This is a genomic window from Psychrobacillus mangrovi (assembly GCF_037104765.1).
Classification (GTDB): Bacteria; Bacillota; Bacilli; order Bacillales_A; family Planococcaceae; genus Psychrobacillus; species Psychrobacillus mangrovi.
Genome location: NZ_JBAWSY010000024.1, coordinates 1 through 23,595 on the forward strand (window position 1 = coordinate 1; position 23,595 = coordinate 23,595).

Below are 23,595 nucleotides of genomic sequence, written 5' to 3' on the forward strand. Positions count from 1 at the left end.
CTCTGCTTTAGAACGTTACTTAGAAGTACACACTGTAATATAAATTGAAACGCCGTATACGAGAACCGTACGTACGGTGTTGTGAGAGGGGCGAAAATAAGTTAACTTATTCTCCCTCTACTCGATTACCTACAAGTGTTCGTAAAAGTGAGAGTTAAAAGAGAACGTTCATAACAAAGTACTTTAGTATATTGAACTATATTTATGACTAAATAGGAACACTTTAAACCCGTCAATAAAACTGGACTATTGCGAACTAATTATTTTAATTTCATTATTGAAATGGGCAATTTAGGCAGCGCTTATTCTTCTTATATAACGTGGATGGTTAGTTCTATTAAAAAACAATTCTTAAAAAATTCGATAAATGGTGGTGTTTATAGTGGAACATAAATGGCTTGATTTTGCCAAACAACTTCAGTTCATTGCACAGCCAGGACTGACATCGGATTAACACCAAGTGAGGTAGCTATTAAAGAAGTAAAAGAAGAATCGGTGTTTGACATAAAGGCTACAAAGTCGTTGGCTGTACTTGATCAGAATTGCCACCCGCATCTTCCATCTCCTTTTCATGTTTATAAATGTTAATTCAATGTTAAATAATTGTTGGTCAACCAACAGTGGAGAGAGAAGACAGTGCTGTAGAATTCTTTGCTACCTCCTTTATCTATAGCTCGAAATACAAAGAACCAAATTGAGATGGCTTTTAAGAACTTAAATAATGAACTAGAACCCGTCTACCTAGATTGCGGGTGGTTGATAGTATGAAGAAACAGGTAGCTGTGCAAGAATCAAATAAACCCATAGATCCATCAAGATAGAAAAATTTATCAAGAACCAGGCACTAAAAAATTTTTTCAACATATATAGGTGATATCCGTACGAATTTGATGAGGAGGATATCATGCAGCCTATACTACCTATGGAAAAATATTTTGGGCAGTTTGAACTGGTGCATGCTTTTTATGGGGCTATGCCTACAGGTGTCAGCGTTTCCGAAACTGGTCGTATTTTTGTTTGCTTTCCGAAATGGGGAGACGACGTTCAATTTACTGTGGCGGAAATTGTTGAGGGTGAATTGCAGCCTTATCCCAGTTTAGAAACTAATTTGGTTAATACTGGGGATGTTACGATGTCTTTCGTCAGTGTCCAAAGTATCGTTGCTGATGGAAGAGGAACACTTTGGGTACTAGATACAGGGGCACCAAATTTTTCTGAACCTATTAAAGGGGGAGCAAAATTAGTTGCTGTTGATTTAAGCACGAATACAATAAGGAGAGTATATACCTTTACAGAAGATGTTGTCTTGCCAACAACTTATTTGAATGATGTCCGTTTGGATTTTCGGGTTGGAAGTGCAGGTTATGCATATATAACTGATTCTTCTTCCAGAGGGCCAGGGGGTATTATCGTCGTAGATTTAGAAAATGGGAACGCGTTTAGACGTTTAAATGGGGCAATATCAACTTCACCTGATCCCTATTTTTTACCGAAAGTAGAAGGTGAAATTTTGATGAATCGAAACCCGGACGGCTCGACTTTTCCATTTAGATTGGCTTCCGATAGTTTAGCGATTTCTTCTGATGGAAAGGTTTTATTTTATGCTCCGCTAACCAGCCGTCAGCTGTTCTCAATCTCAACAGAAGCCCTAAGAGACAGAAGGATACAGGACATGAATTTATCCCAATATGTGCAGTATTGGGGGGAAAAAGGTGCGTCTGATGGAATGATCACCGGCGCAAAAGGAACCGTTTATGCGGGAGACTATGAAAACAACAGTATCCGGAAGATATTGCCGAATGGCTCGCTGGAAACCATCGCACATGACCCGAGAATTTTATGGCCGGATACTTTTTCGATTGGACCCGATCAATACTTATATGTCATAGTGAATCAATTACATCGGCAGGCGAGATTTCATTATGGAAGAGACCTGCGGGAAAAACCATATAGTTTACTTCGTATGAGAATTGATGAATTCCCTGCTCCTACCTTTTCATAATAATCTTAAACGGAGGTAGCTATCCCTCATCAGGGAGCTGCTTTTTTGTCAGTTAAAATAAGAAACAGGTACCTGTGCAAGAAACAATTCAGATAGTAAACTACAATAAAAGATTCTACCATATTCCCAAAACAAACCCTTAGATGAAAAAGTAGCTATATGGTTGTAATGAAGTGGGTACGATTATAATCCGCTGCTCAATTAAGTTTTGCTGATGGAAATCTGATGTGGTTTGAATATTTATTATTCATCCTTTTATAAAATGTTAGTCAGTAAAGGAGCACCTGCTTTTCGCAGCCATTTCTTAGAATTTGTAATCGAGGAGTTAGAGGGGGAAGTAGATATAACCAAAGGAAAAAATCAAGGATTAAGTAAGGATTTAATACTTAAATTTTTTATTGCTGCCATCGGAAACAGTAATAGCGTGGATTACTAATGGATTATCAAAACCCCCGATAGTTTAGGAGGAAATATATGAAAAGATATTTAATTCAGTCTTTTGCTTTTGTGGCGATACCTCTCACACTTATTGCTTATAGTAATGGAAATGTGACAGAGGTTCAACAAAACTCAACAGGAGGGAAAGCAAAAGAGGAATCAAATGAGGTTTCGCAAAACAATCAGATTGAATCAAGTAATAGGCTTATCGAATTTCTTTAAAACTTGAGGAAGGAGTACTCTATACTACTGTGACTCGTGGAAACGCAGTGGTTTAGTTCAACAAACAATAATGTTGATATAACTAGTGTAGTTGTATATATCCCTAGTTTTTTAAAAGTAAAAAAAAAACCGAACCTCTTTAGAATAAACAAGGTCGGTTCAGTTCAATTATTTATTTTGGGTAATTCCATTTACAATTTGAGTAAGTGCCTCTTTGATTGGCGTAGTAGGACGACCAAGAACTTTTTCTAAATCATTACTCTCTAAATTAAGTGAACCTTCTCTAATGCTTTTTTGTATCTCGACAAGAATTGGAATAACAAATTCTGGTACACCTACACCTCTCATAATATCGGAATAAGTGGAGTCATCCACTTGTTGAACAATTACTTCTTTTCCTAAAACATCACCAACAGCAGATGCTAATTCTTCCTGAGTCAATGGTTTACCGCAAAGCTCGTATATGGTATTTTCGTGTCCTTTGCCAGAAAGTATTGCAGCAGCAACTTCTGCATAATCTTGTTGAGTTGCCCAACCTACTTTTCCTTTTCCAGCAGATGTCACCCAAGGAGCTCCCGCTAGTACACCTTGAATACTTGCAATTTCATTTTCCAAGTACCAGTTGTTTCGTAGAAAAGTGTATGGAATACCTGTTTTCAAAATTGCTTCTTCTGTAAAACGGTGAACTTCAGCAAGGGATAATTTGCTTTCTCTTATATTTGCCAAACTTGTATAAGCGATAAATTTAACTCCAGCATGCTCAGCAGCTGTGACTGCGTTGCCATGCTGACGAATTCGTGTTTCATTGTCTCCATCAGCAGAAATAATTAATAAGCGATCAATTCCTGCAAAGGCAGAATCCAATGTTTCTGGATAATCAAAATCTCCATGTCGAACTTCTACTCCACGAGCTCGGAATCCTTCTGCTTTCTCTGGTTTACGCACACTGACAGCTAATTGACTTGCTGGTACAGTCTCCAATAACTTATCTACAACTTTAGTGCCGAATTTCCCTGTTGCTCCTGTTACTAATAATTTCATTATTTATCTCTCCAATCTTTTTATTTGTTTTTTAAGCTTAGTCTAATATTATAGTGTTAGACATTTATTTAAAAGTAGTCATTATTTTATAACTTAGTCTCAAAAATAGTACCATTTAGAAAGAGAGGCATTTATTATGGCACGAAGTTGGTTCGGCGATCCGCCAGAGGAACAAATTGAGGGAATTGAGGTTTGTCCAGTTACACAAGCTCAAGACATAATTGCAGGGAAATGGAAAATCATCATTCTATGGCATTTAAGCATACAGACAAGAAGGTTTAATGAACTTCAAAGGTTGTTACCTAATATTTCAAAAGGAATACTGACACGTCAGTTGCGAGAATTGGAAGAAGACCAAATGGTTCACAGAGAAGTATATAAAGAAGTTCCTTCTAAAGTAGAATACTCGTTAACACCTTTGGGACAAAGTTTTATCCCCATATTGCATAGTATGGGCGAGTGGAGTAAAAAACATTTAGTGAGTAAATAAAAAGCAAATCAATCATTAAATATTTAAATGCTTTTTATTCAACTACCATGAAAATTAATTTCTTCAAGAAAAATGACAATACTTAAGAAGACCCGTACTTAATTAATAAGACTATTGGTTTGGGTGGACTACTAGTATTGAGTCCTCTAACAATTTTCATTCTCTGTGGTGCGGCACTATTTTGTGCTGCATGGATTTCTAACGGGTGCTTTAGTTTAACAAACCATCTTTTCGATGGTCTATTTTTTCTTTCAAAACATCATGCAGATCTTGGCTATCCATTGTGAAATGTTACACATAAACTAACGCAGCAGTTTAGTTATATTAAAAAGTCTTCCACTAGTAGAGGACTAGGGATTGACCATATTGATCCTTGATTCTAACGAGTGTTAAATCTCTTGTTCTCTTTGCCATACTTTTTGGAAGTCGTTTGATTGGACCTAAATAGAATGGAATGGAACTGTTATCTGTACTTTTTAACGGAACGGTAACTCTGAATTGCATGACATCTGTTGTTTCGGGGGATGCACTATTGGGGACATTCTTGAGAATAATATTCTGACCATAGTATTTAGAAAAATCAATTATCATATCTATACGCTCGGCACTCATAAGAATAAATTCATTTAGTGATACTCTTGTCTCAAGAAATCCTCCATCCTTGCCAATTTGAAAAAAGGCTGACTGGAGCCCATTTTTAATGTTAGCATTCGACTATTAGATGCATAAGTATGAACGGAAATTGGGGTGTTTAATACTCAGTAATTTATTCCAAGAAGTTTATGTACAAACAATGCAATAGAACTGTACAGTAATATACTTACATATTTTTTATCTTTTTTGTTTCTTTTTTCTTTTTTCTTTTATTATAAAAGGTACGAACTGGACCAACAACCATAAGAACAATTAAGAGAAAGAAAATAACTATTTCTGTTACTTCCATCACTAGAAAAGGCCTAATAGCATTATTAATGGAGGTGTTTAGGTCAAATCCTAAAAGAATGTCCATGCATAGAGAAAAAACAGTTAAAAAGACGAACATCAGAATAGAAATACCGATTATTTTCATTTTTTATCACGCTCCACTAAACGATACTTCCTTTTTGGAAATAAATTTTTGCTTTGCTTACTTTTCTTTTTTTTGTTCTTAATAAATGCAATCAGAAGTAACAAACTTGGAATAATTACTTGAAGCGGGAGATGCAAATAAAGGGTGATAACATGAAGCCCTTCTTTAATATGTTCAGAATAATTACTGGCGATTGTTATGGATAGAATCAGGATGGCTAGTCCTAATGGGAAAGATAATCGTGCGGATTCTTTGACTTTAAATAAATTGGCTGTTCCTACTACAGATGCATAGAAAAACACACACATTTTAAAAAATACACCGATAACCGTTATTAGTATATAATAAACATCTAACCGCTCTAAAAATCCAGATACTTCAATTGTTTGTATAGTAGAAAGAAGGGGGAAGGGTGAACGGTTAATGTTATTTACACCAAGTACACTAACATTTATGGCTATGACTGACGCTAATACGAGTCCGCTGAATCCTATTGCTAATAAACCAATTCGTTTCACTTTTTTCGGTCGATTTAAATAGGGGAAGATCATAGCAAATATAATCACCTCACCAAATGGAAAGTACAGGGTTTGAGTAAATGTCGTTTTTATAACGGGCTTGATACCTTCTTCAAGCACAGGTTCTAAGTTAGAAATTTGTATTATCCCGGAAACAACTATTAAAAAAAGAACGCTAATCCCAAGTAAAATTATTAGAATAAATAGTAATTCACTTGTTCGCACTAATACCTCAATACCCTTACGAATTGTATATATAACTAAAAGAACCATCAATGTATTTAAAATAAACAAAGGAGTTTCCCAATAAAAGGCTGTAATCAGCATTTCTCCGAAATCCCTCAACACTCTTGCAGAAAGATATATAAAATAGAGTACGTAAATGAAGGCCAATATTTTCCCCAAAAAACTTCCCATAATTTTTTGTATATATTCAGTTGGAGGTATATCTGGATAATATGAGTAGAGACCATGGTAGACCAAATATAAGCAAAAACCACCAGCCATACCTATCAAAATAGCAAGCCATGCATCTTGATTTGCTTCTATTGCAATAGGTACCAACAAGGCACTACCAAGTTCAAACAAGACAATTAGAATGAATAGCTGATACGCGCTGATTTTTGCCTTTTCCAATGATTTTTCACTCCATTTCTTGACACTTATTGTTTCATATCTGAAAGATACGAATTGGTTCTAAGACCAGAACGTCGTATAAATGCTTCTACCTTCACATTTACCTTTAAGTTTGGAAAATATGTGTCATTCCAATCGTCCTTCATCTTTTTCCATTTTTCTGGATCAGAACGATGGACCACTTCCCCAAATCCAAAAATATCTGATTTGTTTTGCTGCGTTCGTATAACAGTGTTTTCTAATTGCTTCTTAATTTCTTTTTCTAATTCCTTTTCTATATCCAAAATCTCATACGGATCGGTTAGATCAATTTGTGACCTTACTTCGCGAATATCACCTTCCGCTCGTACTCTAACTGTAATGACAGGGAGGTCGTTTGTTGTATCAGCTGAGACTTTTGTTTTTTGACGGAGCACGTTGTAAGCCAAGATGTTTTCCTGTCCTTCCCAGTCTAATATCACATCTGTCTGTTGGATTTTGTCCAAGATCCATACTACTCCTCTAGACATATCACCTTGATACCAGTCAATCAACTTTCCTTCTTTAAAAATGGCAAGTCCGTCAGATTCAAGGGTGGTATCCAGTTCAGACTGTTGAACATTCTCCATCTTTTTTCCTTGTTCGATATCACCTTTTATGCTAAATCCGCTAATAACTGTTTCTTTCCCTGCAGAGGTGAGAGTAGTAATAACGTTCTGGAGGGTAACTTTCATGCTTTCTCCTCTTGCTCTTTCTGTAGTCTGTAAAGTTCCGTTCACTTTCTCGGCTGGAATCCTATCAATCGCAGTCAAAGATTTAAGAAGATCACCTGCTTTTGTATGATGGGCTATTACAACCCTTGACGTCGTTCGAATTTCTGGATCTCGTTCAAAGGCGTCTAAAATATCTGTAATGCCTTCTTCTCTTGCTAACTCCTCACTAATAACAATTAGATTTGCATGTCCGTGATATAGCCTTCTTGAAATTTTAGATGTCGCATGGAAATGTGCTTCCAGAACACTGTCTCCCATTGCAGTGTAAACGGTAACGGTGGGGCTTTGGCCACTTCCTCCACCTTGAAGTCCTCCCGCTACGTTTCCAGGATTGACAAGTTGAATGGTCTTGACATACTTACCCTCTTCATTTTTATCAATCGCCATGGCAGATATTAACGCTAGTTCATTTAACTCTTTTTTGCTCCAACACCCTGAGATGAAAACTGTGCTTGTCATAATAAAGAAAAGAAGAATCCATTTATGATTCATTCCGTTCACCTTTTTCCATGTTAGTAGTATTTTTCATAATACGAGTACGAGGAGGCTGTGGTTTCTGATCTTCCCCTTGACTAACCCTATTTTGGCCACTCATCAATCGTGGTCTTTTCTTGTATGCCCAAATTGGTCTACGGAAAATGGTATCACCTGCTTCCTCACGGATAAATGGTGCAAGAGGTGACATATATGGAACACCGAACGAACGTAGGCTACATAAGTGAACTATCAGCAGAATAAACACTAGAATAACTCCATAAAAACCGAATGTAGCTGCACTGACCATAAAAATAAATCTAACTAAACGGGCTGATATTGCAACTGCATAGGAAGGGGTCGCAAAACTGGCGATTGCTGTCAAAGAGACTATTATTACCATTGCAGGTGACACAATTCCAGCCTGTATTGCAGCCTGTCCAATGACAAGTGCTCCTACTATAGATATAGTGGAACCCATAGCTTTGGGCATGCGAATACCGGCTTCTCTTAAAATTTCAAAAGTTATTTCCATTATGAGTGCTTCAATAAATGCAGGAAACGGAACAGATTCCCTTTGTGCAGCAATAATAATAGCCAACTCTGTTGGAATCATCTCCTGATGAAAGGTGGTAGCTGCGATGTAAATTGCAGGGCCGACAAGGGATATAAAGAAGATTACAGTACGTAAAAAGCGAATAGCTGTTGAAATATCAAATCGTTCATAATAATCTTCAACTGATTGAAAAAAATCTATAAATAGGGCAGGTACCAGCAATACAAAAGGAGTCCCATTTACAAAAATGGCAATCTTTCCTTCTAATAAATTTCCCGCCACACTATCCGGCCTCTCTGTATGATGTATCGTAGGAAAAGTAGTATTTGTTTGATCTTCTATTAGCTGTTCAATATATCCGGATTCTAAGATGCCATCAATGTTTATTCTTTTTAAACGTTTACGTACTTCTTCTATGATTCCATTCTTTGCGATGCCATTTATATACATAATTGAAACTTCTGTTTTTGTCATTTTGCCAATATTAATGGACTCAACCCATAAATCTGTATTGTTAATTATTCGACGAACCATGGCTATATTTGTCTCTATTGACTCGTTAAACGCTTCTTTAGAGCCTCGAATAGAAACATTTGTAGTAGATTCCTGAACAGACCGTCTCTGTCCACCTTGTGTGCTCGCACAAATCCCTTTGCTTATTCCATCGATTAGTGTAATAGTTTCACCCGACATTAATGCAGTAAATAGTTTTTCCCAGTCACTAACTACTTTGATTCCGCCAACAGCAACAACATCTTCGGTGAGAACTTCTAACACGTCTTGTGGTATGAGCTTTTCACTTAAATTTTGGTTATTCATAATTGATTCGATAACAAAATCGTTAACCGATTGATTGTCAACCATTCCTTTTACATATAAAATGGCTATTTTTATCTTGGAATTATGACCAATTTTTAATGGGCGGATTACGATATCTGAACTGTTTCCTGTTTTTTGTTTAATGACTTCAAGATTTTTGGACAAGGAGATTTCAATGAGGTTCGGAAGTCTGTTATTAGATTGAATTTGATTGTTTTTCTCTTGAATCTTTCTATCATCTTTTTGATTCTTACGTTTTAAAAATGAAAACATAGCTCAAATACCTTTCTTTTTCAACCCATTTTGTTCAAGATAGAACCTTTTTAAACAAAATGGAAAAAGATTAGTCATGAATAAAAATCAACTGAATATAAACCTCATTTTTTGAGCAGACTTCAATGGATGAAAAAATTCGGAGGTGGAGGAATGTTTGAAAAAAAATTAGCACTTCATGAAACTTTGGAATTTCATGAAGTAATAAATTTTAAGACAGTATGTTTACTTAAATCTAAAATGATGCAAGGTATCATTTTTGATCAAGATCTAAAAGCACTAATGGAGAAGGACGTAAAACAATCTATACCAGCTTTAACTGCAATGATTAAACTATATTCAAATTCTGAGTTAAAATAATCGGAGGTCGGTTCGTATGAATGACTATTTAGATCCTATAAATTCTGTTGGCATGCCGGAACTTACTGATTCAGGGATAGCCCTTGAATTTTTGTTATCAGCAAAAACTGGGGTTAGAAATCTTTCAATTGCATTGACAGAAACAGCAACACCTACAATTAGAAAGTTATTACAGGAACAACTTGATGTAACCATTGCCTTATATTTCGAAATTGCAGATCTCATGATGGAAAAACAATGGTTAAACCCATACGATTTGGAACTTCAAAAACAATTGGATATAAAATCCGCTCAAAATGCAGTAGATATAGCTAATTTAAATCTCTTTCCGGGCGTTACAAATCGGAAAGGAATGTTTCCAAGTCCACCGAAGAATTAATGAATAGAGAAGGAGATTTAAATAATGAAAGCTGTTACTTTTCAAGGTGTTAAAAATGTTCAGGTAAAAAACGTGAAAGACCCAAGCATCCAAAAAGCGGATGATATCATAGTTAAACTGACTACTACTGCCATTTGCGGATCAGACTTACACTTAATTCATGGGATGATTCCAAACCTAGGAGAGGATTATGTTATTGGACATGAACCTATGGGAATTGTAGAAGAAGTCGGTAAGGATGTAACGAAAGTTAAAAAAGGGGATCGCGTTATCATCCCATTTAATATAGCATGTGGTCAATGTTGGTACTGTAATCATGAATTAGAAAGTCAATGCGACAATGCGAATGAAAATGGAGAAATGGGCGCTTATTTCGGCTACTCAGACACGACGGGAGGGTTCCCAGGAGGTCAAGCGGAATTTATGCGAGTTCCATATGCTAATTTTACACCTTTTAAGATTCCAGAAAACAGTGAAGTAACGGATGAAAGTTTAGTGTTACTTGCAGATGCTGCATCTACAGCATTTTGGAGTGTAGACAATTCGGGAGTGAAAGCGGGGGATACGGTCGTAATTTTAGGATGCGGTCCAGTTGGTCTGTTAGCACAAAAATTCGCGTGGTTAAAAGGTGCAAAAAGAGTTATTGCAGTTGATTACGTTAGTTATCGTTTAAAACATGCAAAACGTACGAATAACGTGGAGATTGTTAACTTTGAAGACCATGAAAACTGTGGTGAATATTTAAGAGAAATAACACAGGGGGGAGCAGATGTAGTCATTGACTGCGTAGGAATGAGTGGAAAAATGACTCCACTGGAATTTCTTGCATCTGGTCTGAAATTACAAGGAGGAGCAATGGGAGCTCTAGTAATTGCAAGTCAAGCTGTTCGCAAAGGTGGAACAATTCAAATTACAGGAGTTTACGGGGCACGTTATAATGCATTCCCATTGGGTGACATCTTTCAACGAAATGTGAATATTAGGACAGGCCAAGCTCCAGTTATTCACTACATGCCGCATTTATATAATTTAATTGCGGAAGGTAAGGTTGATCCAAGCGATATTGTCACTCATGTACTTCCTTTAGATCAAGCTAAGCATGGCTATGAAGTTTTTGACACCAAAATGGAAGACTGTATAAAAGTTGTGCTAAAACCGTAAATATAGCGGGTTAGTTTTCGAGCATCTCTGAATTAGACTGACTCGTAAAAAAAGCAGTGACGGACTAGGAACTCGAAAGACCTAGACTGCCGCTGCTTTTATTGTGCTAACGTAATCCGTTAGCGTAATCTACTTTAGGAGACAAGGTCATTTAACCGTCTGGTAAACGAGGCCTATGGCTCCAGAATCAAATGTCTTGTTTTCGATAAGTTTAAGATTGATCTTCTCCTTGAGACCTTGGAATAACGGCAACCCGTTGCCGATCAGGACGGGAGAAACCGTAATTTTATACTCATCTATTAAATCAAACTGCATAAGGTAGTGTGCGAACCTAGGACTGCCGAGGATGACCATATCCTTGCCTGGCTGCTGTTTAAGGTTCTTGATCTCTTCCTCGACATCTTCTTTCACCAGTCTAGAATTGTTCCATTCGACTTTCTCCAGCGTCGTGGAAAAAACGATTTTGGCTGTCTTTTCGATCCACTCGGCATGATTCCGTTCATGCTGCGAAGCTGATGGGTTCGAAGGCACAGATGTCCAGTAACTGTGCATCATCTGATAAGTCCCACGTCCCCAAATGACAGTGTCGGCAGTACTCAGAATTTCTTTCGCGTGTTTCTCCAAATCAGCATCGTAGGAAACCCAGCCAATGTCCATTTCACCGTTTGGCCCTTCAACAAAACCGTCAAGCGAAACGTGCAAAAATAGAACAAGTTTTCTCATTTTCAGTTCTCCTTAGTTCATGAGGGATATCTACATTATACATTAACTACCATGACTAGTTCAAAGTCTACACAGCGGGTTTTGGGATCCAAGCAAACCAACTCACCATCAAGAATGACATCGCCCTTCACCGGAATGTCTTGAAGTTCAGGTAACCGCGAGGTTATATCGTTTCTATGCCAAGTCCATAATCGGACATTACTATTCTGTTTATTGACTAGCAAACGAACCATCCATTTTTTGTTCAAATATATAGCGCTCGTCATTAAATGGATGATCTACTTTTTCTAATAACATAGGTTCGACAAATGACAATTAAATCACCCTTGTCTCTCTTTCGTAGTTTACATATTAACAAAGATAAATCATTTATATTTTAGGACTTTTAAATTATTTGGTAAAGATAACGGCTTCGAAAGGTGGTTTCTTAGTTATGTTTTTTGGCAATAGTAGTTTTTCTTATTGAACTAAGGAAGCAGTTTAGTTGACGAAGAAAAATGGATTTATGCTTATTTCAAATGGAAAATTTATTTAAAGTTGGAACCTCTATTTGTTTTAAACGTATTAAAGTAAAGCAGCAGTTTAGTTGAATAAGAAGTAATAAAGTTTTAACTATGGGACGTGAATAAAACGGATAATAGATTACTGGAAATTTATGAAGAATGGCAAGCTAAATTAGAAAAGGACGAGTGGTATTTCAGTAATTCTTTTGAATCAATTACTAAGGGAATGACTTCAGAAGATGCATATAGCTATTTACCAAAAGTCATTGAGATGTTATTTAAGTTAGACAAAGACTATTTGATATGGGAAACCCTTTACTTTTTAATTGAACTGTATAGTATTGCAGATACCACTCAGATACACCCATTCCTTGAAAGTAATTGGTTTGAGTTAGGAAATCATATAAAGAAATTTAATGAATCTTATGCTACTCCATTTAAAGTGCTTAAAAATCATCTTAGGATAACAAATTGAGATTATACCTTTTTCAACTAACGGGTGCTTTAGTTAAACAAGTCCATCATTTTGATGGTCTATTTTTTATTTAAAACATCAAATATATCTTAGAAATCTATTGTGAAATGTTACACCTAAACTAACGGGGCAGGTAAGTTGAAGAGTGTTGTTTAACTTGTGTTCAACAATTGGACCAGATTGTGGAGGAACGCTTTCACGAATTCAAGTCGAATAATAATTGAGATTGTGAAGGATTACCATTAAATTAAGGGCAGGTAGTTGATCAAAAAAAGCGTTATTCCACTTTGGAGAGATTTTTGGTTTCTTAAATCATTACCTTATAGATATTCCGGATTAATCGTATATTACATTTTTTCCTTGTTCACTTAACTTTTTTAAAGATGTAAGCATATGATTTACTTCTTCGTCGGAATGTCTTTCCCATGAACTTAATTCAGCTATTATTTTCAAAGGAGATTTAGAGCGATAAGAACGTGTTGGGTTTCCAGGAAATCTCTTGTCAGTTAAGTTCGGATCATTTTCAAAAGAACCTAATGGTTCTACAATATATATTCTTTCTTTTGATTTAGATCTTGCTAATTCAGCACCCCATTTAGCAGCATCTAATGTTGCAGTAAAATATATATAGTTAGATTTTTTATCTTGGTAATTTGATAAGTGTTGGGCTACTAATAAATCTCCAATTTTTAGTTCTGCTTTAGTACCATGAAAAAAAGGACCATTATCTAGGATATCTGTTTTGTCATTCATACTGATACACTCCTTATATTTTTAGATTTGTGTATAACAATAACAGTATAGTATGGGAATTATAAAAAGAGTAGTCTATAAATAACCTGTATGTAAAGGTATAATGTAAGTAGAGAGAAATTGGGTGCTTTACTTCCAGAAGGAGTAAAGCATTTTTTCTTATTGAACTAAAGCGGCAGTTCTTAATGACACTAATAATAGGGTCCGATTTTTTCAAAAAAAGAAGCAATCCAATTCTATTTGAATTGGACTGCTAGTTTAACATGTTATTTGAGTTTTAAATTCAAACTTTTCAAGCCACCTTACTATTGACTTTCATTCACATTTCCTTCTGCCGGAATCGGATACTCTTTCAGCAACCGGGCAAAATGCAGTAAATTGTATGCAGTTATTTTTGCGTGTTGCATCGTAAAATCGTTCTCACTCCCGTTTGCCTCAATAAAGGATGGACCAGGGCCCGCTTCTCCCACCCAATAGGTATCCACATTTGGAGGAATCGTAAACCCAATATGTGACAATGCGTAAATTAGGTAGCTTGAGACGTTTTTCGCACCGTCTTCATTCCCGGTCACAACCACTCCGCCCACTTTGTTATAGTAAATGTACTGGCCTTTTTCGTTCGTAAGGCTGCTTCCACCATACAATCTTTCTACAACCAAAGTGGCCAGGCTGCTCTGTTCGCCTAGCCAAATCGGCGAGCCAAGCAAAAGAATATCCGCCTTCTTCACTTTTTCAAAAATCTCTGGCCATTGATCTTTATCATTCACTGCCTCATGGGTAATTCCATAGCCGATATTATAATCAGCCATCCTGAGCACTTCCGTCTCCGCCCTGTTTTCATCAAAAATTTTTACAATCTCGTTAATCAGTGCACGGGTATTGGATTGCTGCGTGCTGTCTTTCAAACTGCAATTTAAAACTAGCGCTTTAATGATCATTGCTACATCTCCTTAGGTCATGGTAATAGTATTTCTATACCCTGAGAATATTTTATAAAACTAGAAACCCGATTCGTTCTCGGTATAAAAGGCTGCTGCAACCGCATATGTAGCGGCGTGACAAAAAAATTTGAAAGTGCCAAGTTCACGTCCCTAATCGGTTACAAAGGTTGTGAAATTGTCCATTCAATCGAAGATGTATTTGAGTTATGTAAAATGAAGAAGAGATTATAGATGAAATTAGAGGAATGGGATTAAACGCTATGCTTATTCTTGTTTTGAAAGATAACATTTCTCGTCATTTTTATGAATCACTTGGAGGTAGAAAAATAGATTCTATTGAAGTTGATATTAGAGGATAGATCCTTTATAAACTTGTATATGGTTGGGAAAATATTAGAAGTATATTTTAATTTTTCTTCTTCAATTAACGAGTACTTTAGCTGTTCTGATGATTATCAAGAAAGTTTTACTTTCACAGGTACAGTAGAGGAGATACTTGTTAAAGAAGAAATGTTAGGTATGAAAGAATATGGCGGGGTTGATGAAGGAAGAAAAGAGGGAAATGTATATGAAATACCCGTTGGTGATGTAGAGAGATACAGCCTTGGACAATTTTTCTAAGGATATTAGAATCTAAAGGGGATTCAATGGTTGGTGAGGTGGGATTCATCCTAAATAGTGGGTATCCATCTAACTTGATTTGCGATGAAAGTTATATGTATATAGAGCAAAAAGAACCAATGCTTTACGCTACTATTGAATGTAATGTGTATGATCAGTTTATGTGTTTTAATTTTATGAGTTTAGTCCACCGTTTTGGTTTTAAGACAAAGGGTTAAAAGTTAGAAAAGTTTGAGTCACCAAATGAAAGTACTTTTAGATACATGATCCCACTTTTGAATCCTTATTGATTCTACAAATGATGGGACGTTGCTCAAGAAAGATCAACGTCCTTTTTTTGTTGATTTTATTGAAATAAAGAAGGTATTTAAGAATTTTTTGTAGAAACAGTTTATTTACTAATAAAGGGAGGATTAAAAATGTCAGAAACAACATTAAAAAATAAGACTATTAAAGAACTAGATGAAATAAAGTTAGTTGGGTTTCGAGTTTTATGTCCTGGTGACCAATATATAATTGAAATACCTAAAGCGTCATTACAGTTAAGTGAACGTATTAGTGAAATTAAACAAGTCGTTAATCCATTACTACAATTTGGTGCATTTGTTGTAGAGAATGGAACTGATGAAGAAGATGGGTATTGGGTTTGTGTTGAAGTTAAAGAGTACGAAGATATTCCTTCTGATATGGTGACTCTAACAGTTCCACCTCAAAGATATGCTGTTTCAAGACATAAAGGTGTAAACTATAAAATAATGGATGCCTATAATAACTTACATTTGTGGATTGAAGAGAACAAATATAGAAGGATCAAAGATAAATGGCATATAGAAAAATTTTATAGTTGGAAAGACACTGAAAATGTAGATGTAGAATTATTAGATACTGTTGAATAATGGTTACTGTGGCAGCCTTTTTATTACTAAGGAAGTTTGTGTAGTAATGTAATTAAAGTAACAATAGAGTTAATGGATAAGGATGAAAATGAATTTTCTTTAATAAAATAATAGTTGTGAAATATTACAATAAAACTAACGGGTGCTTTACTTGAAGATCATTGAGCTTCTTAGGTAGCTCTTTTTACTTATTGAAATAAAGAGGCAGTTTAGTTCAACAAGGAATACTCGAATATATCTTTAAATATTGAACAAATGAATTTAACTAACCAAGAGAGGATGATTATTTGAGAAAGCGATATAAAATACTCATACTAATTTTTATCGCAATTTTATTGGTAATTGGATATAAAAAATATTTCTTTACGTTTGGTAGTCTTGGTCAAGGTACATATTTCAAAGGACCTGTTGATTCTCCAAATGGAAAATATACGGCTGATTCCTATTATAAAAATTGGGGCGGTGCAACTGGTGGGGCTCATGTATGGGTTGAAATCACCAATAATGAGAATAGCAAAGTTTGGACTATCTATTATAGCGATGGGAAAAGCAACTTTGCTATGGAGTGGAAAGATGATAACACCATCTATATAAGAAATGACGAAGGTCCTGAATATCCTGATTCTGAAAGAAGTATAGAGTTAGGGATTGAGAAAGAAATTTATGATGAAAGAGGACGAGCTTGTGAAAGTTGGATAATGAAAGACGAGTATGAAACTTGTTATCAAAACTAATACATCTTGTTTAACTAAAGGGGTGCTTTAGTTGAAGAATCATGGACTGTTTAGGCAGCTCTTTCTTCTTATTGAACTAATGAAGCAGGTTTGTTGAATAAGAATCATTTCTTTGTAAAGTGCTTCGTAAATTTCGAAGGTTTTTGGGAATATTTGTGGAATATTTATCTATAACAAAAGAAAAAATAAAGTTGTCTTAAAATGGCAGAAGAAGGAGGAATAGATAACAGTTAAGAATAACAAATATTTCCTTAAAAGCAAAAGAAATAACCGTTGTATTATTGATTCATTACGCTATTAGGAGGAAAGTAAGATTTGATCCAACCTAGAAAAATAATTTTCGTGAAAATTTTGAAATGAGGGAAAAATATGTATCCAAATATTCTTAGACATCCCGGACCTACTCCAATTCCTAAAAAAGTGGAACTGGCAATGGCACAGGATATGATTAGCCATCGTACTGAAGAATTTGTCAAGCTATACCAAGAAGCCACACAACCTGTGAAACCTATTTTCGGGACTAAGCAAGATATTTTACTTCTTCCCTCGGGCGGGACGGCAGCATTAGAAGCAGCTGTGGTAAATACGGTTTCCGCCGGAGAAGAGGTAGTCGTCATTACAGTAGGTGCCTTTGGGGATTATTTCGTTTCCATATGTGAGAAATATGGCTTACATGTACATAAACTTGCTAAAAATTGGGGTGAGGCTTGTACGAAGGAAGATCTGATTGAATTTTTAAAACCACTATCCAATATTAAGGCTGTTTTTGCTACTTATAACGAAACTTCTACAGGAATCCTAAACCCTATTGAACAATTAGCAGAAGTGGTTCGCAATCATTCAGATGCTCTCTTTATAGTCGATGGAGTAAGTTGTATTGGGGGTGCCCCTGCTGAAATGGACAAATGGGGTATTGATATTTTGGTAACAGGTTCACAATAAGCGATGATGCTTCCACCGGGACTTGCACTTTTAGCCATAAGTGAAAGGGCATGGGAAGTGATTGAGGCTAATCGTATTACTGCTTATTATTTAAATTTATTAAGTTACCGTGAATGGGCTGCAAAAGGAATGACACCTAATACTCCGGCGATTTCGCTCATTAGAGGTCTTTCTGCTGTCTGCGATTTAGTTGAAGAGGAAGGTGGATTTTCAAAAACGGTTGAACGACATGAAGTTATGAAAAACATGGTTCGGGAGGCTATGAGAGCCCTGTCATTTGAATTATTAACAAGTGATAAGTTTGCCTCACCGACAATTACGGCGATACGTACCCCGGAAGGATTGGATCTTACAGCCTTTTTAGGCCACCTGAAGAAGAAGTATCACCTTGATTTTGCTGGTGGTCTCGGTCACCTTCAAGGCAAAATTTTCAGGTTCGGGCATATGGGCTATTGCTTCCCTAGCGATATCCTTCAAGCAGTTTCCCTAATGGAAGCAGGTTTGCAGAATTTTTCCTATCGGTTTGAGCCTGGGGCTGGAGTAAAAGCAGCACAAAATGTTTTCTTGTCCTCATTAGGAAAGTAACGTATGTATGTTGCCTGAACCCACACTGATTAAGTTATTTCATCTGGGGAACATGCTCATGTAGGAAGCTTCCAGGCACTTTTAGGCGATCAGAACGAAGCTCTGAAACCATTAGAACTGGTATCTGAAAAATTTGTTTTCGGTATTGTACCAGCACCAAATAATTCTGACCCGATGGTTAAAAATTATTTATGAAAGAATAATCGTTTCTAAACTATCTCTACAAGAAATTAATGAAGAAAAAGTTGTTTTTGAACGAGTTGAACCTAAAAAAGGGGGTTGAGAGAACGGGTGAAATAAATAGGTGCGTTGATTCTTGAAAGAAGGGATTAACGCTCTTTTTGTTGAACTTATTGATGGCGTTATTTTAAATTTTCTCTCTTGACTTTGCAACTTCAGTAGCTGCATTAGTAATATGAAATGGTTTTTGAAAGACCTATAAACCAATAAACAGAAACCATTCTTTTTGAAAGTTTGTGAAACATTACACTTTAACTAACGGTGCAGGTTAGTTAAAGATGAGAAATGGGCGTAAAGTGAAGAAAATAATATTATTCAATATAATATTTTGTCTACTAGTTATTTTTATTTGTAACGCTTATTATGACTCTAAATCGAGAGGTGCTGTTGCATATAATTATGCAGCAAGCTATGTTGAAACAAATTACGAAATAAGTAGAGAGAACATACAAGCAGTAGAAATTAATTACCGTAGAGGTATGGGTTTATTTGAAATTCTTCTTGAGGATATAACAACAAAGAAATTTTTCTCGTTTACAGTAGACATTAGTAAAGATTATTCATTGTTCTACTTTGAAGACCATACCGATATTCATAGAAAGAATTGACGATGTTTAATAGAATAGGCTTATCCAATTAACGGGTGCTTTACTTCAAGATGGAGTAAAGCCTTTTTTCTTATTGAACGAAAGCAGTAGGTTAATTGAAGAAGGAAAAAAAGTTTGAGTATAGAATTTATCTATAGTAACATTCTTACATTTCTGAAATTAGTAAAGGGGATGCACTTAATGACGGAGGGTTTTTTCAAAGTTCAAGACCTACTTGAAAATTACAAAACAGCAGTTTACGAAAAAGATGTTGAAAAATTCTTATCTATGTATGCTCCCGAAATGCATATTTATGATTGCTGGGGAAACTGGGAGAGCAAAGGAATTTCATGGGAGGAAAGTGTGGTAGAGTGGTTTAATGGATTGAGTGAGGATGGTATTTTACTTAAAGTTGTTTTTAATGACCTAGTGGTTGAAGAAAATTCATATCTTGCATTTGTACATTGTGCTGTAAGATTTGCTGCTCACCAAGAAGAATCTGGTGAGAAACTTCGTCAAATGACAAATCGGTTCACATATTGTTTAAAAAAAGTGAATGAATCTTGGGTCATAGCTCATGAACATTCATCATTGCCTATAAATATGGAAACTGGTAAAGGAATTTTTAACTTGAAGTAAAAAATAAACTATTTTGATTGGAGATAATGGGATTTCTGCTGCAATTCATTTATTCTAATTAAACTACCATGAAAATTAATTTCATTAAGAAAAGAAAAATGACAACACTTAAAAAGACATTGCTCAATTGTTAAAAAAAATATGAGGAGAGCGTGCATTAATAAGCCTATTGTTTTAGGAGGACTATAAGTAATGACTACTCTAACCATTTTCATTCTCTGTGCTGCATGGTGAGAATTGTTCGAAGAAGTTGGAGTGAAGGTAAAAGAGAAGATGGACTATGTAAGAAACACATCATTCAAATTAGATAATGGTAGGGAAGTAATTGATATTGTTTTTTTATGTGAGTTTGAGAATGGTGAACCTTTTGCTAAAAGTCCAGAAGAAGTTGATGCAGTATTTTGGATGTCTACAGATGAAATAGTTAATCATCCCAAAGCTCCTATTTGGTTGACTGATAGTATAAAGGAAGCTGAAGCTCTACTTAAAGTAAAAACTTATTAAACTAATGCAGCAGTTTAGTTGAACAAGAATTCTGATTAATTTAGATTTATACAAAGATTTATTATGAGGTGAGTGGTTTGGTGAAAGCAGACAATTAGCCTCCTAAAGACAAAAAACACATTTTTTAGGAGGCTAATTAAATGAAGTTTAATTTTATTGATAGAGAAAATTGGGGAAGAAAGCAGTATTTTGAACATTTTTTAAATCAAAAGTGCACTTTTAGTATAACGGCAAATATAGACATCACAACTTTATTGGAACAGCTTCGTAACAAGGGAATTAAGTTTTATCCCACCTTTATTTACATGGTCAGTAAAACAGTAAATTCACATAAAGAATTTAGGATTTGCTTTAATGATGAGGGGTCTTTAGGGTATTGGGATAAAATGATACCAAGTTATACAATCTTCCATAATGATAACAAATCTTTCTCAAGTGTTTGGACTGAGATTTCTAATGATTTTAGTGTCTTTTATAAGAGCTATCAAGAAGATATAAAGCAATACATTGTTATTAAGAAACTTGACGCAAAAGATAATGTACCAAAAAACTCTTTTCATATTTCAAGTATTCCATGGGTTAGTTTTACTGGTTTTAACCTTAATATAAATAATGATAACGACTACTTATTACCTATAGTTACAGGTGGGAAATATTTTAATCAGACTGATAAAACGTTGTTGCCTATTTCATTACAAGTTCATCATGCTGTTTGCGATGGATACCACGCAAGTATATTTATAGAGGAGTTACAGCAATTAGCTAATAATTGTCATGATTGGCTCCCTTAAAAATAAAAAAATTAAATCAGCAATAAGGAAATAATTCAAATTTCAAAATTGATTTTTGTTTGTCGCCAAATATGAGTGTGTTTTTGAACATACCTTTTTAAATACTACTTGAGGTCATTGAGTGTGCAATCGATCTAATAAATGCTAAGTGGATGTTAAAATTAAATATGAAATTTTTTGAATATTCTAACGTAACATAATACAAGTACTATTTGTTAAGGAGGGATATTATGAACATCATATTTATGTTGATTTTTACAGGTATTGCTATAACAGTCGTATTTAAAATAGGCCATCTAATATACTTGTTATTCAAACTAGGTTTTAACTTCGAAGTAATCAAATTCCTAGTCTTCCTTGGGGTCATGGCAACCTTTGTAACGTTAATATTAATCGGAACTGATAATAGTACAGCAGGTCTCGTTATATCGTCACTCATAGGTGGTGCAGTGCTTCCTTATTTATTCGACATCACAAAGATAAGCCGAAATCTCATTACGGGAAAAAGAAACCAAAGAGCGTATCTGAAAACAACTACGCATGGAGCTACTACGGTGGTGGGAATGGGGATTGTGGAAACGTAGGTTTTAATAGTGGTAGCGTTAGTTTTAGTAGTGATAGCGGTGGGGATTGTGGTGGAGGCGGTGGAGGTGGCGACTAACCGTAGAATAACAGAAAAAAAGAATCCATACGAATGGTCGTATTTATGGATTCTTTTTTGTATTTTATTTGGGTTAAAACCAAGAAGGCATTAACAATTCTTTTATAGAACTAATTGAACTACCATGAAAATTAATTTCTTCAAGAAAAGAAAAATGACAATACTTAATAAGACCCCTGCTTAATCGTTAAAAAAAAGAGGAGAGCGGCATTAATAGTCTATTGTTTTCGGTAGACTATTAGTATTGACTCCACTAACCATTTTCATTCTCTGTGGTGCAGCACTATTTTTGTGCTGCATGGATGGCTAACGGGGAAGTTTAGTTAAATACATTAAAGAAAGCCTGGTAGAAAAACAATATTTTTATGATTAACAGGAGGGAAAACTATGTCCAACAACATAAGCCAAAGAAGAATAATTTTAGATTTAGCGGTTACTTTAGATGGATTTATTGAAGGGAAAAATGGGGAAGTTGACTGGTGCATCATGGACTCTGAAATGGAGTTCATTAATTTCTTAAATCAGATTGATACTATTTTATATGGAAGAAAAAGCTATGATTTATGGGGACAATACACTCCAGAGAAAGAGGTTTCTGATACTGAAAAAGAAATTTGGAAATCAATTCATAGTAAAGGGAAATACGTATTTTCTAAAACGCAAAAAAAGTCTGATAATAAAGCAATATTTATAAATGATAATATTATTGAAGAAATGAATAAATTAAAGAATGGGACTGGAAAAGACATCTGGCTGTATGGCGGAGCGAGTCTTATTACAACTTTTATAAATTTAGGGCTTATTGATGAATTTAGATTATCTGTTCATCCAGTTATTTTGGGAGAAGGAAACCCCTTATTTATTGACATAAAACAGAGGTTGAATCTAATACTCGTTAATACAAAAACGTTTTCCTCTGGGGTTGTTCAACTCTGCTATCATCGTAATGAGAAGTAATTATAAGCATAATGATATGCAAGAACCAAGGAAATATTCTTGTTCAACTTTAGGAGGAGATTATAATGAATAAGATTAATAAAAAGAGTAGTACTTTATTGTCGATAGTAGTAATAGTTTTTATTGGTGTAATCAGCTTAACTGGATGCAGTTTTGTGACAAACGATGAAGCAAATAATGATACTGGTACTAAAGAGGAAGTTAATACTGGTGTTGTAATTGAGCCTAATCAAGGTGATTCAGAGTCGTACTATGGTGAGTGGATTATTAATCAAGTTCAAGCTTATGGAGTAGGTACTTATAGTAGTGAGGATGCAGAAAGTTTATTAGGGAAAAGTTTAACTTTTACAGCTAATAAAGCAAGTTATTTTGGAGATCAACCCTCAGATATAGAAAGGGTGGCAACCAATCCTATTTACACCGAAACGATTATTTCAGAAAGTGATTTCGTAGCAAAATATCGTATCCCTTTTGATAATTTAGGAATTAAAGCACCTACTATTACAGAAATTAATGTTACAGATTCAAATGGCCATGTTTCTACATTCTTCATAAAAGACGATAATACATTAATTATATCCGGTGGTGGCACATATTTTGAGCTTATTAGGAAAGTCTCAAAGAGTAGGTAATGGTGTAGATACTAAGAACAAAACAATACAATAGTTCAGGTAGAACTGCTTTTCTCAACAGATGAAAAGAGACTCAATGAGATAGGTATGAAAAATGAAGATTTAACAACAGGTTTTTATATTTATAACGAAGACGAAAATGTGAAATTGCTAGCTTATGCCTATTGAAATTCTTGATGGGACATTGTTATAAGAAGCAGCTTGGAAGATTGGAAGAACTC

29 protein-coding genes and 1 pseudogene are annotated in these 23,595 nt (G+C 35.2%); 21 read left to right on the forward strand and 9 right to left on the reverse strand.

Annotated features, from left to right (window positions below; all coding sequences use genetic code 11):
- Positions 1-904 precede the first annotated feature (904 nt).
- The 3 genes from WAX74_RS18650 (at position 905) to WAX74_RS18660 (ending at position 2,662) form a co-directional block, all read left to right on the forward strand.
- Positions 905-2,002, forward strand: coding sequence for an L-dopachrome tautomerase-related protein (locus tag WAX74_RS18650; protein ID WP_336499173.1), 1,098 nt, complete (start codon positions 905-907; stop codon positions 2,000-2,002).
- A gap of 262 nt (positions 2,003-2,264) precedes the next feature.
- Positions 2,265-2,438, forward strand: a complete 174-nt coding sequence (locus tag WAX74_RS18655; RefSeq protein ID WP_336499174.1) for a hypothetical protein — start codon at positions 2,265-2,267, stop codon at positions 2,436-2,438.
- A 38-nt stretch (positions 2,439-2,476) separates the two neighbouring features.
- Positions 2,477-2,662 carry a hypothetical protein gene (locus tag WAX74_RS18660; RefSeq protein ID WP_336499175.1) on the forward strand — a complete coding sequence of 62 codons (186 nt, stop codon included), beginning with the start codon at positions 2,477-2,479 and terminating at the stop codon, positions 2,660-2,662.
- A gap of 168 nt (positions 2,663-2,830) precedes the next feature.
- Here the strand turns inward: WAX74_RS18660 and WAX74_RS18665 are convergent, their stop codons facing one another.
- Positions 2,831-3,703 (reverse strand): SDR family oxidoreductase, encoded by an 873-nt coding sequence (locus tag WAX74_RS18665; RefSeq protein WP_336499176.1) that lies wholly within the window; start codon positions 3,701-3,703, stop codon positions 2,831-2,833.
- Between the two features lie 136 nt (positions 3,704-3,839).
- Between WAX74_RS18665 and WAX74_RS18670 the strand changes: the two genes are divergently transcribed.
- Positions 3,840-4,193: a winged helix-turn-helix transcriptional regulator gene (locus WAX74_RS18670; protein WP_336499177.1), complete on the forward strand. Its 354-nt coding sequence runs from the start codon at positions 3,840-3,842 to the stop codon at positions 4,191-4,193.
- Between the two features lie 339 nt (positions 4,194-4,532).
- On the opposite strand, the gene WAX74_RS18675 is transcribed toward WAX74_RS18670, so the two are convergent.
- The 5 genes from WAX74_RS18675 to WAX74_RS18695 form a co-directional block, all read right to left on the reverse strand.
- Positions 4,533-4,805: a cupredoxin domain-containing protein gene (locus WAX74_RS18675; protein WP_336499178.1), complete on the reverse strand. Its 273-nt coding sequence runs from the start codon at positions 4,803-4,805 to the stop codon at positions 4,533-4,535.
- A 208-nt stretch (positions 4,806-5,013) separates the two neighbouring features.
- Positions 5,014-5,262 carry a hypothetical protein gene (locus tag WAX74_RS18680; protein ID WP_336499179.1) on the reverse strand — a complete coding sequence of 83 codons (249 nt, stop codon included), beginning with the start codon at positions 5,260-5,262 and terminating at the stop codon, positions 5,014-5,016.
- The gene (locus WAX74_RS18685) at positions 5,259-6,416 is read right to left on the reverse strand and encodes a GerAB/ArcD/ProY family transporter (RefSeq protein ID WP_336499180.1); all 1,158 of its coding nucleotides are present in this window, start codon (positions 6,414-6,416) and stop codon (positions 5,259-5,261) included. The genes WAX74_RS18680 and WAX74_RS18685 overlap by 4 nt, the downstream gene beginning before the upstream one ends.
- A 26-nt stretch (positions 6,417-6,442) precedes the next feature.
- Positions 6,443-7,660 (reverse strand): Ger(x)C family spore germination protein, encoded by a 1,218-nt coding sequence (locus WAX74_RS18690; protein ID WP_336499181.1) that lies wholly within the window; start codon positions 7,658-7,660, stop codon positions 6,443-6,445.
- Positions 7,650-9,290: a spore germination protein gene (locus WAX74_RS18695; RefSeq protein WP_336499182.1), complete on the reverse strand. Its 1,641-nt coding sequence runs from the start codon at positions 9,288-9,290 to the stop codon at positions 7,650-7,652. The genes WAX74_RS18690 and WAX74_RS18695 overlap by 11 nt, the downstream gene beginning before the upstream one ends.
- Before the next feature lie 153 nt (positions 9,291-9,443).
- Here WAX74_RS18695 and WAX74_RS18700 point away from each other — a divergent pair, with 153 nt between their 5' ends.
- From WAX74_RS18700 to WAX74_RS18710, 3 genes are read left to right on the forward strand one after another with little or no spacing between them, the layout of a single operon-like run.
- Positions 9,444-9,650 carry a spore coat protein gene (locus tag WAX74_RS18700; protein ID WP_336499222.1) on the forward strand — a complete coding sequence of 69 codons (207 nt, stop codon included), beginning with the start codon at positions 9,444-9,446 and terminating at the stop codon, positions 9,648-9,650.
- 16 nt (positions 9,651-9,666) lie between these two features.
- Entirely contained in the window at positions 9,667-10,029 is a 363-nt protein-coding gene (locus WAX74_RS18705; protein ID WP_336499183.1) for a spore coat protein, read from the forward strand.
- Between the two features lie 24 nt (positions 10,030-10,053).
- Positions 10,054-11,190, forward strand: a complete 1,137-nt coding sequence (locus WAX74_RS18710; RefSeq protein ID WP_336499184.1) for a zinc-dependent alcohol dehydrogenase — start codon at positions 10,054-10,056, stop codon at positions 11,188-11,190.
- Between the two features lie 147 nt (positions 11,191-11,337).
- Here WAX74_RS18710 and WAX74_RS18715 read toward each other — a convergent pair whose 3' ends face one another.
- Positions 11,338-11,913 carry a dihydrofolate reductase family protein gene (locus tag WAX74_RS18715; RefSeq protein ID WP_336499186.1) on the reverse strand — a complete coding sequence of 192 codons (576 nt, stop codon included), beginning with the start codon at positions 11,911-11,913 and terminating at the stop codon, positions 11,338-11,340.
- Between the two features lie 621 nt (positions 11,914-12,534).
- Here WAX74_RS18715 and WAX74_RS18720 point away from each other — a divergent pair.
- On the forward strand, positions 12,535-12,891 hold the full coding sequence (locus tag WAX74_RS18720) for an ABC transporter (RefSeq protein ID WP_336499187.1): 357 nt from the start codon (positions 12,535-12,537) through the stop codon (positions 12,889-12,891).
- Positions 12,892-13,227: 336 nt separating this feature from the next.
- On the opposite strand, the gene arr is transcribed toward WAX74_RS18720, so the two are convergent.
- Entirely contained in the window at positions 13,228-13,644 is a 417-nt protein-coding gene (gene arr, locus WAX74_RS18725; RefSeq protein WP_336499188.1) for an NAD(+)--rifampin ADP-ribosyltransferase, read from the reverse strand.
- Positions 13,645-13,949: 305 nt separating this feature from the next.
- The gene (locus WAX74_RS18730; RefSeq protein WP_336499189.1) at positions 13,950-14,582 is read right to left on the reverse strand and encodes a flavodoxin family protein; all 633 of its coding nucleotides are present in this window, start codon (positions 14,580-14,582) and stop codon (positions 13,950-13,952) included.
- A 230-nt stretch (positions 14,583-14,812) separates the two neighbouring features.
- Between WAX74_RS18730 and WAX74_RS18735 the strand changes: the two genes are divergently transcribed.
- The 13 genes and pseudogenes from WAX74_RS18735 to WAX74_RS18795 all read left to right on the forward strand — a co-directional run bounded on the left by WAX74_RS18735 (position 14,813) and on the right by WAX74_RS18795 (position 23,374).
- The gene (locus WAX74_RS18735) at positions 14,813-14,944 is read left to right on the forward strand and encodes a GNAT family protein (protein WP_336499223.1); all 132 of its coding nucleotides are present in this window, start codon (positions 14,813-14,815) and stop codon (positions 14,942-14,944) included.
- Between the two features lie 19 nt (positions 14,945-14,963).
- Positions 14,964-15,206, forward strand: coding sequence for a hypothetical protein (locus tag WAX74_RS18740; RefSeq protein WP_336499190.1), 243 nt, complete (start codon positions 14,964-14,966; stop codon positions 15,204-15,206).
- A gap of 419 nt (positions 15,207-15,625) precedes the next feature.
- A complete protein-coding gene (locus WAX74_RS18745; protein ID WP_336499191.1) occupies positions 15,626-16,102 on the forward strand; it encodes a GyrI-like domain-containing protein in 477 nt (158 codons plus the stop codon).
- 287 nt (positions 16,103-16,389) lie between these two features.
- On the forward strand, positions 16,390-16,836 hold the full coding sequence (locus WAX74_RS18750) for a DUF5412 family protein (RefSeq protein ID WP_336499192.1): 447 nt from the start codon (positions 16,390-16,392) through the stop codon (positions 16,834-16,836).
- 369 nt (positions 16,837-17,205) lie between these two features.
- Positions 17,206-18,363 (forward strand): annotated as a pseudogene (locus WAX74_RS18755) (pyridoxal-phosphate-dependent aminotransferase family protein).
- Between the two features lie 518 nt (positions 18,364-18,881).
- Complete coding sequence (locus tag WAX74_RS18760; protein WP_336499193.1) at positions 18,882-19,211, forward strand: histidine kinase; 330 nt, start codon at positions 18,882-18,884, stop codon at positions 19,209-19,211.
- A 180-nt stretch (positions 19,212-19,391) separates the two neighbouring features.
- Complete coding sequence (locus tag WAX74_RS18765) at positions 19,392-19,829, forward strand: YybH family protein (protein WP_336499194.1); 438 nt, start codon at positions 19,392-19,394, stop codon at positions 19,827-19,829.
- 237 nt (positions 19,830-20,066) lie between these two features.
- On the forward strand, positions 20,067-20,333 hold the full coding sequence (locus WAX74_RS18770; protein WP_336499195.1) for an NUDIX hydrolase: 267 nt from the start codon (positions 20,067-20,069) through the stop codon (positions 20,331-20,333).
- 140 nt (positions 20,334-20,473) lie between these two features.
- Positions 20,474-21,124, forward strand: a complete 651-nt coding sequence (gene catA, locus WAX74_RS18775) for a type A chloramphenicol O-acetyltransferase (protein WP_336499196.1) — start codon at positions 20,474-20,476, stop codon at positions 21,122-21,124.
- Positions 21,125-21,354: 230 nt separating this feature from the next.
- Positions 21,355-21,708, forward strand: coding sequence for a hypothetical protein (locus WAX74_RS18780; RefSeq protein WP_336499197.1), 354 nt, complete (start codon positions 21,355-21,357; stop codon positions 21,706-21,708).
- Positions 21,709-21,717: 9 nt separating this feature from the next.
- Positions 21,718-21,879, forward strand: coding sequence for a hypothetical protein (locus WAX74_RS18785; protein ID WP_336499198.1), 162 nt, complete (start codon positions 21,718-21,720; stop codon positions 21,877-21,879).
- A gap of 293 nt (positions 21,880-22,172) precedes the next feature.
- The gene (locus WAX74_RS18790; protein ID WP_336499199.1) at positions 22,173-22,742 is read left to right on the forward strand and encodes a dihydrofolate reductase family protein; all 570 of its coding nucleotides are present in this window, start codon (positions 22,173-22,175) and stop codon (positions 22,740-22,742) included.
- A gap of 65 nt (positions 22,743-22,807) precedes the next feature.
- Positions 22,808-23,374, forward strand: a complete 567-nt coding sequence (locus WAX74_RS18795) for a hypothetical protein (RefSeq protein WP_336499200.1) — start codon at positions 22,808-22,810, stop codon at positions 23,372-23,374.
- Positions 23,375-23,595: the final 221 nt, after the last annotated feature.